The 12,670-nt window shown below is 52.2% G+C and carries 13 protein-coding genes; 6 read left to right on the top strand and 7 right to left on the bottom strand.

Annotated elements, in window-relative coordinates:
* From CO251_RS17920 to CO251_RS11420, 5 genes are all read right to left on the bottom strand, one after another.
* Positions 1-148, bottom strand: a 148-nt coding sequence (locus CO251_RS17920; protein ID WP_146039067.1) for a twin-arginine translocation signal domain-containing protein, incomplete at its 3' end; no start/stop codon positions are given.
* A 253-nt stretch (positions 149-401) separates the two neighbouring features.
* A complete protein-coding gene (locus CO251_RS11435) occupies positions 402-923 on the bottom strand; it encodes a sulfocyanin-like copper-binding protein (RefSeq protein ID WP_242968566.1) in 522 nt (173 codons plus the stop codon).
* A gap of 145 nt (positions 924-1,068) precedes the next feature.
* Positions 1,069-2,286 carry a glycosyltransferase family 39 protein gene (locus tag CO251_RS11430; RefSeq protein WP_158246310.1) on the bottom strand — a complete coding sequence of 406 codons (1,218 nt, stop codon included), beginning with the start codon at positions 2,284-2,286 and terminating at the stop codon, positions 1,069-1,071.
* A 164-nt stretch (positions 2,287-2,450) separates the two neighbouring features.
* The gene (locus CO251_RS11425) at positions 2,451-2,750 is read right to left on the bottom strand and encodes a hypothetical protein (protein WP_103375955.1); all 300 of its coding nucleotides are present in this window, start codon (positions 2,748-2,750) and stop codon (positions 2,451-2,453) included.
* Between the two features lie 71 nt (positions 2,751-2,821).
* A complete protein-coding gene (locus CO251_RS11420) occupies positions 2,822-3,511 on the bottom strand; it encodes an HAD family hydrolase (RefSeq protein WP_103375954.1) in 690 nt (229 codons plus the stop codon).
* 89 nt (positions 3,512-3,600) lie between these two features.
* On the opposite strand from CO251_RS11420, the gene CO251_RS11415 reads away from it, so the two are divergent.
* Positions 3,601-4,713: an amidase domain-containing protein gene (locus tag CO251_RS11415; RefSeq protein ID WP_103375953.1), complete on the top strand. Its 1,113-nt coding sequence runs from the start codon at positions 3,601-3,603 to the stop codon at positions 4,711-4,713.
* On the opposite strand, the gene CO251_RS11410 is transcribed toward CO251_RS11415, so the two are convergent.
* Positions 4,691-6,979, bottom strand: a complete 2,289-nt coding sequence (locus CO251_RS11410) for a penicillin acylase family protein (RefSeq protein WP_103375952.1) — start codon at positions 6,977-6,979, stop codon at positions 4,691-4,693. The genes CO251_RS11415 and CO251_RS11410 overlap by 23 nt on opposite strands.
* 204 nt (positions 6,980-7,183) lie before the next feature.
* Here CO251_RS11410 and CO251_RS11405 point away from each other — a divergent pair, with 204 nt between their 5' ends.
* From CO251_RS11405 to CO251_RS11385, 5 genes are all read left to right on the top strand, one after another.
* Positions 7,184-7,756: a DUF2231 domain-containing protein gene (locus tag CO251_RS11405; protein ID WP_103375951.1), complete on the top strand. Its 573-nt coding sequence runs from the start codon at positions 7,184-7,186 to the stop codon at positions 7,754-7,756.
* Between the two features lie 211 nt (positions 7,757-7,967).
* The gene (locus tag CO251_RS11400) at positions 7,968-8,669 is read left to right on the top strand and encodes a hypothetical protein (protein ID WP_146039066.1); all 702 of its coding nucleotides are present in this window, start codon (positions 7,968-7,970) and stop codon (positions 8,667-8,669) included.
* Between the two features lie 112 nt (positions 8,670-8,781).
* Complete coding sequence (locus CO251_RS11395; protein WP_103375949.1) at positions 8,782-9,444, top strand: J domain-containing protein; 663 nt, start codon at positions 8,782-8,784, stop codon at positions 9,442-9,444.
* A 54-nt stretch (positions 9,445-9,498) separates the two neighbouring features.
* Positions 9,499-10,242, top strand: a complete 744-nt coding sequence (locus CO251_RS11390; RefSeq protein WP_103375948.1) for a glycosyltransferase family 2 protein — start codon at positions 9,499-9,501, stop codon at positions 10,240-10,242.
* A 54-nt stretch (positions 10,243-10,296) separates the two neighbouring features.
* Positions 10,297-11,310, top strand: coding sequence for a GGDEF domain-containing protein (locus CO251_RS11385; protein ID WP_103375947.1), 1,014 nt, complete (start codon positions 10,297-10,299; stop codon positions 11,308-11,310).
* Here the strand turns inward: CO251_RS11385 and CO251_RS11380 are convergent.
* Entirely contained in the window at positions 11,307-12,626 is a 1,320-nt protein-coding gene (locus CO251_RS11380; protein WP_146039065.1) for a hypothetical protein, read from the bottom strand. The two genes, CO251_RS11385 and CO251_RS11380, sit on opposite strands and share 4 nt — an antisense overlap.
* Positions 12,627-12,670 lie beyond the last annotated feature (44 nt).

Below are 12,670 nucleotides of genomic sequence, written 5' to 3'. Positions count from 1 at the left end.
CCGCATTCACGAGACTCTGGCGCCCAAACAACGTCACCGCGCCGGCCACGCCAATCGCCGCCGTGCCCACGAGAAATTGCCGCCGGCTCCACTCTGGCTGTTGAGGCTCTGGAGACTCGATCGGCGGTTCATTTGGTACTTTGCTCACGTGGAACCCTCCTCCCCAATATGACTCCAATAATAATCTGAATATTGCGATATAAAGTCCCGTAGGCCGAATTTGTTTCACAACATACTGTGTGGGCGGCTTCTGTTTAAACCACCGGATGCATCGCGAGTTTAGCTAACCTCTTGACGCAGGCGACGTAGAAACCGCCCCTGCACCGGTATGTTGTCCAGCCAAACCCCAGGACCTTAATCTTTGTTGCTCAACGCGTGAAAGCGACTTCCTCGCCGCGTCGTTAACTGCTCATGGACGGGTTGCCCGAGGGAACAACCTTGACAATATCCCATACACCACTGGTCGGCGTATTATTGGGATCCCCATTCAACATATCCGCTAGGGTATAAGTGCCAACCTGACTTGCTGTAAATGAATAAGACTGCGACTGTCCAGGCAATAATCCCGCCGTCGGGAACGTTACGACTTGGCGATAGGATTGGCCGGCACCAGGAAACGCAAGATGATGGTTTTTATAAATTCCGATGGATTCGGGAATCGGTCCTTTATTAATGAAATCCATGTTCACATGATATCCAACCGGAATAGTCACCACGAGCTGGCCATCAGTAAATCCGTCAAAAGTATTGCTCTGTTGCGCACTACTATAAATTCCTTCGATCTTCAAATCGACGGTGTGTGTTCCCGGATGGTTAACCATCCATTGGGAAGCATCGATAGTAGGTTGTGAACCGCAACCCGCAAGAGCCATTGCTAAAATCCCCATGGTCGCTGCGGCTGCCAATTTCTTGACATGAGTCACTCCAAAGCCCTCCTCTCAGTACGAATTAACACATATACCTTATCACAAAGAGATAGGAATGAATGAACTAATTTTTATAACGCGGTAAAAAATATTCAACAAGCCCACACCAAAGAACTGCTTCTAAGTCAAGCGCAACCGAAAATCACGCTACCCAATGGGCTGTTGCAAAAAGCGCCGTCAGTAAAGCGCCCAGATACAAGCAAACGCTCCAATACGCAAAACGCCACCAGGGGCGTCTTGCAAGCGCTATGGCAAGCACCAATAAAATGGGGAAATTTTCGAAGATAAGACGAGGAAAGGACATCAGCGGTTGATTATAGGCTGGAAAGAACAACGTCACGGCCAGTGCTGGGGCTAAATAAGCCCAGAGGTAAAGCGGCAATCGCCAACCGTACACGACTAGAACTATCAGACTACCTACCATAAAAATCAGGTTATAAAAATTAATAACGGGTCCTTGAGCGGGGCCCGGACTAAACAAGTAGGGATAGTTCCACACCACTTGACGATTGGCCCACGCTGCGTGAAAAGCCGTCACTAAGGTAACCCATGGCCAAGCAAAATGTCTGCCCCAATCGGACTGCACCGATTGAAACATCAACGGATCGTGAAAACGCCACGTCAAAAACGCCATGTATACCAAAAGACCTAACGCCGACCCGATACTAAATCCCACAGCGCGCCAAAACCGGCGTTCTTGCTTCCACACGAGAACAAACAGCGAAAGCGATAGCAAAATCCCATAAATACTTGTCAAAGTGGCTAATGCCGCCAGCACAAAAGCCCACCAATACCGACGCTTTTGGGCAGCGTAGAGGGTGGAAAAGGCCAAAGCCGTGTACAGCGCTTCCGTATAGACAGCATTTAAATAAAATCCCGTAGGAAAAAACGCATAGACTAATACCGCCAGCCAAGCAACGGCCGGACCCCATTGGTCTGAAACCCACAAATATAGCACGACGACGGAGACGGTAAATGCAACCAAACTAATTCCCAAACCGGCCCAAATGCTTGAACCCAGCAGATGCATCAACCAAGGATACAAGGGGAAAAAAGCGCTCGACGCGGTACGCCCTTGATAGCCAAACTGCGCAATCGATAAATACCAATAGCCATCCCAATGCGCCCAGATCCCAAACAAACTTTGAAACCATAGTCCACCATGGGGAGGAATCTCGCCTTGGGGCGCATCGACCCAGGCATGCGGCAGATAGATATAGGCTAAGGTTCCTATTTCTTCAAAGAATAAGCGGGACAAGAGAACTAAGAAGGCCAAAAGAGCTCCATGAGCAATCGCCCTTGCCGGCTTTTTGGGGGATTCGGGCAAGGGTTCACGCGTTGACGGCAAATCTTGACCCACTCTTTGGACCTCCCTATAGTATGGCATGATAGACCATACCTATGATACACGATGACTCGTCGTCAATCCTTGAGATCTGAAATCGCACAATTCGTGTTCTCGTATGTTTTATCCCCAAATTCTTAGAAATAGATGAAAAATCCGCGTCCCAAGGCCCCTACCTGTTATTTGCGAGGCTTAAGAGCCCGCCGTTCTGGCATCTCATCTCCTAAAGCATGCAACCTTTGCTCCCACTGGGGCCATAGGAAAAAAATCCTACGCATATGGGGGCGATCAAAGAGAATTCCCTGCCCCCATCTTTTCCCCCCGTGCAAAATTTCCGAAGGTAACAACGCAGACGCTGTCGCTGAATAGCAAAACAAGCAGACTGTGCAGTCGGTCACGATGTACCATACGCTAGGCCGAATGCGAAAGCGGCATCGGACCACACCCATGGGCGTAACGTCTCCCTCATTGACTACCAACGCAGAGCCTCCTATCGTCACCCTTATCTGGTATAACGATGTAATGAGGTCTGACGTCACTTGACGCCCTATTAGTCTTTGTTGCAGCCCACAAGAAACTCGCCCACCGCAACCATGGAATCTTTGCAAACAGGAGGCTTAGACAGAGGCCCGTACCAAGGCCTATGATAGCGGCGTAGCCAAATCGCTTTGAGCCCCGCAGACACAGCCCCCGCGATATCTGTTGCCGGATTGTCGCCGACAAACCAGCTTTGATGGGCTACTACACCCAACTGACGCAAAGCTTCCATGAAAATTGCTGGATCAGGCTTCTTCACTCCATACTCGCCCGAAATCACCACAGCGTCCAAATAATTTCCGATACCCAAGGTATCAATCTTCTGTCTTTGCCCCGGCCCCGGGCCATTCGTGACAATCCCTATTTTCCACCCAAGTTGGGATAATGAGCGCAACAGTTGGTCCAGTTCCGGCGTCCAATGACTGCAATACGGAAAATAAGCTTGCCAATGTGCCAACAACTCCTGCCAAGAAGGCATCTTGCCCGGAAGCCACGGCAACGCCCGTTGCAACGCTTGCATCGCTTCGCGCCCTCCGCGCAGAGGGCCACCGTCCGCTGTTATTAGCGCCTGGGCCAGCCATTCTTGATCGATCGTGCTAAGCTGCGGCCCAAAATCTTTGTAAAAATAGTGTTGGGCGTAAGTGCGAATAGCCGGATACCGGTCATACAACGTATCATCCAAATCAAAGAGAACGGCCTTCACAGGTCATTCCTCCCTATGCCTGTAATGCCGATGTAAAACATCGGGGGGTCAGCGTATAGCGATGAGGACAATATGCCATCCTGAAAATTATGAACACTCATTTCCTATCAGCAAGCTTAATCATCATCAATGCGGCAACCTTTAGCCCTCATTTCAGCGCTTATCAGCCGGCGCCTTTAACACCGCCTGAACAAGCCGTGAAAAGCGCCTTGCAGCACTTGGTGACCCAAGAGGACCACGCCATCTTGACCCACAATCGCCAAGCCCTAGAGCAGGTCTTTACTCCCCAAGCGCATGCGGCCCTTCATGAGGCGACAAAGCGCGAAGCCTATTTGTCGGCGTGGGCCAAATCTCGGCAAATAGCCTTTAAGCGCGTCACGGTGAGTCTTCGGACGCCCGGTATCCAGTTCCGAACAAATGGCTTGGTTCACGTTTTTGCGATTGTCAGTGAACGCTACCAAGTACAAAAAGGGACCTTGTCGGATGCGTTTGGGCTGGGTATCCGCCATGATTATGTATTGCAGTCACTACACGGACAATGGCGAATTGCATCCGACGATTTTACCGACCCTCTGAATCAAGATACGCACATCCCTGGCCCTGTGCGGCCGGCCGACGATTTCACACCGCATTACCAGGCGCCTTCTGTGCGTTCTCACAACCTAGCCGTTGACTATGCCAATCGCTATTGCGGAGCAGCGCCCGGTTGCGGAAATGGCGGTCGTTACAATTCGCATTATATCGACTACAACGGGGACGGAGGCGATTGCACTAATTTCATTTCCCAAGCGTTAGCAGCTGCAGGATTTCGGCAAACACCCGTCTGGGAATATAGCGCGAGGCTTGGTGAAGGAAGTCCGGCTTGGGCCAATGCCGCACGATTCAAATACTTTCTAGAATCCACAGGGCGAGCCACCTTGATGGCCCAGGGCCGTTATAGCCAACTCACCCAGCCGACAAAGCGCTTTCCGCACGGCGCGGTCAATAATCTCGTGTCGGGCGATCTCATCAGTTATATTGAACATGGGCGTACGGTCCACACCGCCATTGTGGTCGGCACCGACCGCTTGGGCTATCTTGTGGTCGACACCCATACGGCTGACCGCTACCACGTTCCTTGGGATTTGGGATGGGACAGGCATACCGTCTATGACTTTTGGCATGTCCACTATCCGTCGCCTAATCCTCATGCCTCATCATAAACCATAAATGCGTCATCATCCCAGGCCCCAACGGATAATAATCCCCGGCCACATACGCGCCCATAAGATTGTCATAGTGCGAAGACAGGGGGTGCCCGGACTGCCCCGTGAGATGCACAGCTAACGATTCCACCGGTGTCTTAACATCCATGATTTGGCGGTAACTGGGCATAAAAGAGACCCAGCGCGGCCACGGCAAGCGCGGGTCAAGCGGGAAAGCAGCCTGCAGCGGCGAATACAAGTCGCCCGGCATGCGCATGGATTGCCGACCAAATAATGGAGCCAATATTTTGACTTCCGCTAACGGATGATAAAGACGCGCCTGATGAACATTGCCCCACGCCCAATGGTCAACGTCACCCAGCGTTTGCGACAACGCCTTTTGTGTTCTTTCTACTGCCAAGGCAAGGTCGATTTGGCTCCAATGCGCCAATAGCGCTGGAATTAACCGTTCCCCTAACAGTTCCCACAGCGTTTCGGGAAAAGGATGACTGCCTGGAACCCGGGGTTTTTGGTTCGGAAAAAAGGGTTGGTTTAAACGCTCCCGGATCAAGGGAGGCACAGCACTTAACGCAAAGAAATACAGAAGCGTGGGCGCAGGGCTAGAGGCTCTGGCGTGACCGTCGAAATCCTCCAGAATTGTCCTCCACTCCTGTGGCACATCTTCTCTCAACAATTTCTGGGCCAATGCTAAAAGTGGACCGGAGTAAATATCTTGTTGAATCGCCTTGAAGCTTTCCGCGTTATGGCGCGGTTGGCGCTGAATCAACTCCTGAATACGATTAGCCCTGGCACCGAGCGAATAGCGGCCAAATAGCACCGTCGCCGCATCTTGGCCTGTGACCGGATTGTTGGCGGTCACAATAAAGCCTTGAGGCGGATCAAACAAACGCGGCATCTCCGTCCATTCCACCCAGCCCGTCCAGCGAAACCGTCCATCATGCCCATCCACAATGCCTCGCCACGGTCCACCAGAGCGCGTAGGAATTCGGCCTGCAGCGATATAGCCAATATGTCCCGCACGATCGGCATACACAAAATTTTGAGCGGGCACCCACCACTCCGCAAGCGCCGTATTAAAGGTTTCCCAATCGTGGGCGCGGTCTAAGCGCAAGACGGCTTGCACCATCGGCAAGGGTTGAAATGCTGTCCAGGCTAAGGCAATGGCTTGATCCGACTCCTTATAGATGACAGGCCCCCAAACGCTGTCATAACACGACAGTGTTTCATCAGCCCCTCCTCGCACATGCAAAGTCTCCACGCGCTCGGTCAACGACAATGTTTCCCCATCGACCACGTAGCGGGTGGTTCCCGGTTCCAGATGCAGCCGATATAAATCCTGAACGTCCGGGTCTACATTAGTGACACCCCACGCAATATCCTGGTTCTGACCAATGATAATGCCCGGCGCTCCAGGCAAAGACGCCCCAAAAACATGCAGAGCCCCACCTTCCACAAACATCTCATACCAGATAGACGGCAATTGAGGCATTAAATGGGGATCATTAGCTAATAAGGGCCCGCCGCTCTCCGTACGGGTACCGTCTACGACCCAGTTGTTTGATCCTGCCCCGGTTGCTGGAATCCACGGTTCATAAGAACCGGTTCCTGGCACAATCGTCGGAATCTCAACCCCCAAGGCCCCAAACAGCCATTCCTTGACATCATCGTCATCATCCAAAGCGTCATACACCCATTTGCTATGCCAAATCGAGTTCAAGGTCCACGCCAATTGATAGATAATCGCATTGGTATCATGCACCGTCCATGGTCTGAGCGGCACTTGCAAAAAACGGTATTCGGGCGGCAAAGGTTGGCTCTTAAAGGCATAGTTCACGCCATCCACATAGGCCGCAACATATTCACGCGTATTGTCTGACCACGTGGACGGAGCCTGCTCGGCCCAATGGCTGACATTCAGAGAACGCATAAAACGGTCATACGATAACGCTTGAGGTCCTAAAATTTCGGCAAGCTGCCCTAAGGGCAGGCGCCTGGATATGTCCATTTGGAAAGCCCGTTCACGACCATGAATAAAGCCCTGGACAAATAATGCGTCCTTCATGGTCGCGGCTTGGATGTGCGGCACGCCGACATCGTCACGGACAATCTCCACGGGGGCGTCTAATTGATCCGTAAAAAGTTCCTGGGGCAATTTGAAAACAGGTCGAATTTTTCCAAGAAGACGGAACAGCTGTCCGGCTCGCCGGAAACCTCGCAGCCGAAACGCCGCCTCTTTGTCAGTGTCACCAGTGCTGCGCATCATTCACCTCAATTATTGTCTCATTACCATATGCTGTTCGTGACCTCTTGTCCGTAGTGTACAATTCCTGCTTCCAAAATGCTATTGTGGGGACGGACCTGCACACTTCTCATTCTTCTTTCATACAAAGACGTTTTACTGAAGCAGAGCTACACAGATTTAATTACCACACAATGTTAAATAAACCGTTGTTCCAAGGAGGTTATTATGCATTTCATCACAGGTCTTTGGTCCGCATTTTTGACGACATGGATTCATATTGGCATTCATCTTTTCCCTCACACCATTCATCCCATGGTTGTGCATTTTCCCATTGCCTTGCTCTATTTAGCCTTGGCGCTTGATATCGCAGGACGCTTCATTCAAACGCCAGACCATTTTTTGGATCGCAGCAGCTTTTGGCTCACCATCTTAGGCTTTTTGGCCGGTGCCGTTGCCGCAGCCATGGGTGTGATTTCCGAGCAATTTGTCCACTGGACCCCTACAACCACGGTTCTTCTAGGAGCTCACCAACGTGATGCCGTGCTCACAGGAATTTTTGCCCTACTCGCCATAGCCGTTCGGTTTTACGCCCGTTATCCGCAATCATCTCCAGCAGGGCGCACGCAAGGATGGTCATTTTGGAACACCGGCCGCGGTCGATCGACCCCCTTGTCCACCCTCTTTTTGCTGCTAGCCGTGGTTATGATTACATGGACAGGGTCCTTAGGAGGCACCATGGTGTATCACTATGGGGTCGGCATTCGCCATGTGAGCTACGTCAATATTCTTAAACACTAAAGCTCCCCAGCTAAAAGCTTTCGGTAACGACTTTAATGAGCACATCCATGACAGAGCACATTGTCTCAATCTCCTATGAGACGCCAAGCGATATTGTCATAGGCTCCTACGGGCTATACCATCTAAGGCGAACGTACGCTTATGGGTTGCCTCCTAGCGGTCTCGCGCGGCTTCCCATAGGAGATCTGACGCCAAAGGAGACATTGTTGACTTGCATAAAACTGTGCTCTCGATAACCCTGGCCACAAGCCTTGTCACTCTAACAGGATGTGGTCTTAACAGCCCATCGATTGTGCCTCGTCATTTGCCGTCTAAAAGGCCCCCTTTATCCGCAAACTTAGCCAGAACCGTCCAGCATCTATCCAGTACAAACATAACCATAATGGCTCCTATGCACGTAGCGGTGCAAAGCATTGGTCCAATCTCCTCAGGAAATGGCCATTATGACGTCCATATTGTCACCCCTCAAAGCGTAAGCGTCTCATTTGGTGGCCAAAATGACGGAAGCAATGCCAACGCGCAGACCCTCTTACAACAGCTCCTCATCATTTCCCCAAGTCTTGGGTCGCCCTTACCCTTAGGTTTTGGCATCACCGCCCACGCCTATAGCCGTCAAGCCCTTATCACATGGACTGAAAAGAATTGGACTGTCCAAGTCTCAGGACCACCTCGCACACCCATCTCCCTATTGAAACCGGCTGCCGAAGCCATTGCCTCACAGCTTCATCGGGTACAACTTCCGCATACGACCATGGGGGTCTTGACCTGGGCTCACAAGCATCATGGCCAAAATGCATTGGATTTGTCATGGCAATCCGGAAGCACGGTGTACTGGGTCAATGAACCCTATGGCCATGCCATTGCGGTCCCGATTGACATGGCATCGTCAATGCACATTCTAAACGCCCCTTGACGCCCCCTCCGCTCCGCCATCTTGGCGATCTTGCCCTGTCAAGATATGTTTATGGGCTATGCATCATAGAAATATGATAAGCCTCAGGGCATACTGAAAGCAGGAGGATACTATGGCGGAACATGATCCATGGACTGTACTGGGAATTGCACCGACCAATGATCTCACGGTAGTCCGGCAAGCCTATCTTCGCCAAGCACGGAAGAATCATCCCGACTTGTTTCAAGAAAATCCCGACCGTTCGGCCCTGCAAGAAGAACGCATGAAGGCCATCAATTCGGCTTATAACCAAATTACCCAGCATCTGGCCAAAATCCCCCTCACGCCCGAGCCTCCTCCCCCGGAGCGGGAGCGGTCCAAAACGCCGCCGGTCCCAACTTGTCCACGCCACCGTACGACAGCACCTAAATCATGCCGGCTCTGTGCTGAGCCTCTTTGCCCGCAGTGCCCAGGATATCATGACGGCTTATGTACTAGGCACCAGCAAAAGCGCGCCGTAAAAAAAGCCCAAACGCGTGCCTTGCGAGAATGGGCTATCCTATTAGCGCTTATCGCACTCGGCAAATTTTTAGCCTATCCCACGGCGACCCTCTTATGGGCCATTTTAGGTTACCTTGCCCTTTTAGGGATCATGGAACTCCGTCGCCTGCGCTATTTCGGATGCATGGCATGGTTGTTCATGCCGTATAGTTTCGTCCTAGCAGGCCTTTACAGTCTCTATGAAGGGCTTAGTTTGTGGAACAAACACTCAACAAGGGGACGTGATTCATTCTAATATGATATCTTAAAAAAGAAGGGGTCCCATGACAAAATTGGAAGGAAGGGTTGCATGACACCCGTCGTTACGGTGATTATTCCGACGATCCATGACACGACAGTCTTTCGAGCCTTAGATTCGGTGGCAACGCAGTCCTACCCAGGCCCCTTAGACGTCATCGTCATCTACGATGGAAGTCGTGCGCCCTTTCCGCAAAGTGCGTTTGCGGCGTATCCGTTTGTGGTCCATTCTCTGAGCTTAAAGCCGCGGCAAGGCGCTGCCATTGCGCGCAACGTGGGAGTCCACATGGCCGAAGGGCAGTATATTGCATTTTTAGATGATGACGACGAATGGTGGCCCAACCATCTTGCCGCGACACTCTCGGCTTTAAATCACGAAGAAGGTGCGGTCTTTACCGATGCTGAACTCTACCATATGGAAGAAGGGTGGCATGACGCTTTTCGCTTTGCCTATCATCCTAGCATGTTGACCAAAACCAGCCCCGTCATTCCTTCCACACTGGTGGTCTCACGAACCATTTTCGAGACAGTCGGCTATTTTGACCCTGACATTCCCGCGTACAGCGACTGGGATTGGGTACTTCGCGCCACGCGCCAAGGCGTTCCGCTGAAAAGGCTGCCCCTCATCACCGCCAATTATTATTTCTCCGGGCTCTCTACCTCGTCGCGCCCCGAAACGATGGCGCCCGAGCTCTATCGCTTTCGCCAAAAGCATCATTTGCCTCCGCTACCTGTAGCGAGCTTCGCTCAAATGATGACAGATCCGTGGTTCGCGCGCTGGCGTTTGCCGCATTGAATGGTTTTTCCTTCATAAAAGAGGAATCTTATCATTTGTAGCGAAATTCTTCTCATGAAAGAAACAAAAGCACAACAATCGTGGTGGATCCGGCGATATGAGCGTGATCCGAGAAAATTTGGCGATGACGCCCGCTGGCTGTTTTTAGGCCTCGTCATCGCGATGACAGCCGTCTATTGGCCGCATCATGCCATGCGTGCCAATATGCTCTCTTCCGCGGTGTTATGGGCGGTGTATCTGCCTATCCGCACCTATATTCGCATCCATTACCGAACTCCCAGCAGTTTAGTGTGGACTGATGCCCTTAGCATGGTCGTAAACATGTACTGGTGGAAGTGGCTGCCAGTCAGCGCTCCTCTGTTAAGTGTGGCCGTTGTGTGGGAAGCTGCATGGTCCCTGCCGGTGGCCCAAGCGTTTTGGGTCAGCATATTGCTAGGCGTAGGCTATGCCGGAGCCGTTCTCTGGCCTCCGGCGTTGCCCCATGCTTGGGACTCCATTGTGTTTGTGGCGCCCTTCTACACCCTATTCGCTGTGCTGTTGTATCTCTTGCGGCGTCAACTCGGATACTTTGAGACGTTAGCCGGCACCGATTACCTCACCGGTCTCCCCAACCGTCGCCAACTGCTTGAGTCCTATCAAAAGTCGCCCCAAGCTGCCCTCCGGTCGTGGGTGGTCATCTTTGACATGGATAACTTTAAGCAAATTAACGACCGTTTCGGGCACATTGTGGGGGACATGGTCCTGCGTGACTTTGGGCGCATCCTTCGCCAACTGTTCCGCACCGGTGAATTAACCGCGCGCTACGGAGGGGAAGAGTTTTTAGTGGTCTTGCCGCTAAGCGTCAGCTCGGCCGCCCTGAAAGAACGTCTAGCCCGCATCAACTATCATTTGCAAGACCTCTCGTTACACTACCCCACACCCGTGACGGTATCCGCCGGCGTCGCCCAGTCATGGCACGATGGGGAACCATTGATGGCCCTCATCGCGCGAGCTGATGAAGCCCTTTATCAAGCCAAAGCGCGGGGTAAAAATCAAGCCGTGTGGTCCGCCTCCACCTCAACACCTTAAGAAGCTGGCGTCAGTCCCGAGGACGCCGTAGGCGAGGGCGACGTTGACGGCGAAGACGGTAATGACGGTGCGGGTGGAAACACCGTCGGCCCATGCGTCCACCAATACCACCCTACCGGAATATAGGCTTGTTGTCCCTTGTCCGAAACTTGGTAGGTTAAACCTAGCACCGACGCAGGCCCTTGTTGTATCAAGATTTTCGGGGCACCCGGATGCAGCACCTCCGCACTGTTAAAGTCCCGAGGCAATAGGGCTAGCGCTCCAGCTTGGCTCAAAGTCGCTGAATAGGGTTGTTGCATCGTGTATTGGGTTAACGCCCTAATTTCAGGCTCTGACAGTAAAACACTTTGCGCCTGCCCATCTTGAGCCACCCGCACATGATACCGTAGCGTCATCCCTGTTGTTGTCGCCGTGACGATACGCGGGACAAAGAGCGTGTGGCGCAAAACAAACGTGACAGATTGCCAACGCCCAGGATCCAGGCGACTTAAGACCGCCTCTGTTCCTTGCTGAGTCCAAACCACTTGGCTCGGCAACACGGCGGAATTCAATAGGATATTCGCCTCTGCTAAACATTGGGTCTCTGCACTCTGGGCTGACTCGGGATTCTTAGGCGTTATAGCATGGCTTCTCGGTTCCGGAACAATAACGGGCACAGGCCATGTAGTCTCCAGTCCGGCAATACTGGAAGTCGTCACGGCTTCAAGCGGCATACTGGGGAAGAACTGCAGCGCTCCGGTTAGGAGATTATAGCTCGCCCACTGTGTCACATCTTTTGTTTGGACCGACAAATAAGCACTGTCCTGACTGAAATTCGTCAGAGTAAGCGTGCCATCGACCAAAGCCGTCCCTTGCACTTGGCCGCCATAGGAGGACGCCATCAGCACGTGGCCAGGACCCTTGAAAATTTGTAACACAACGGGTTGACCATTGAGCATAGCGCTTAACTGAAACGAAAGCGTATAATGACGCGGCACATAAGACGCTAGAGGATTCAAGCGCAAGGGGTAATAGGGAGGCAAAATGCTCGGGGTATTCGGATTGGTGGCAATCTGCACCTGGGTACCCGCAAAAATCGGGACCGTCGTCGTTGTCACAGTATGCCACGTCAGCGTTGGCGCTGGGTCAAGGTGAAAAGGCCGTACGTGGACAGCCCTTCCCAAGTGAGGCCTCACGCGCTGAGACACGGTACTATGCACCACAACCGCATTGGGCATCGCCTCTAAATGGTGGTCACGGTGCCAAAGACCTATCGCGGCCAGTCCACCAACAACAAGCATACTTCCTCCGATAACACCCACCCAGTATTTCCTCATGGTGCTCCCCCATGGTTTAAAATCCTATTTACTACCCTGAACGC

It is taken from the genome of Sulfobacillus sp. hq2, assembly GCF_002903155.1.
GTDB lineage: Bacteria > Bacillota > Sulfobacillia > Sulfobacillales > Sulfobacillaceae > Sulfobacillus > Sulfobacillus thermotolerans.
Note: the sequence above shows the minus strand (reverse complement) of the source record. Positions and strands in the feature narration are given on the sequence as shown.

Excerpts from the sequence above, each read along its gene's own strand:
- CO251_RS11395 (WP_103375949.1), top strand. The coding sequence starts at position 8,782 with ATGGCGGAACATGATCCATGGACTGTACTGGGAATTGCACCGACCAAT.
- CO251_RS11390 (WP_103375948.1), top strand. The coding sequence starts at position 9,499 with ATGACACCCGTCGTTACGGTGATTATTCCGACGATCCATGACACGACA.
- CO251_RS11385 (WP_103375947.1), top strand. The coding sequence starts at position 10,297 with ATGAAAGAAACAAAAGCACAACAATCGTGGTGGATCCGGCGATATGAG.
- CO251_RS11410 (WP_103375952.1), bottom strand. The coding sequence starts at position 6,979 with ATGATGCGCAGCACTGGTGACACTGACAAAGAGGCGGCGTTTCGGCTG.
- CO251_RS11405 (WP_103375951.1), top strand. The coding sequence starts at position 7,184 with ATGCATTTCATCACAGGTCTTTGGTCCGCATTTTTGACGACATGGATT.
- CO251_RS11415 (WP_103375953.1), top strand. The coding sequence starts at position 3,601 with ATGAACACTCATTTCCTATCAGCAAGCTTAATCATCATCAATGCGGCA.
- CO251_RS11380 (WP_146039065.1), bottom strand. The coding sequence starts at position 12,626 with ATGAGGAAATACTGGGTGGGTGTTATCGGAGGAAGTATGCTTGTTGTT.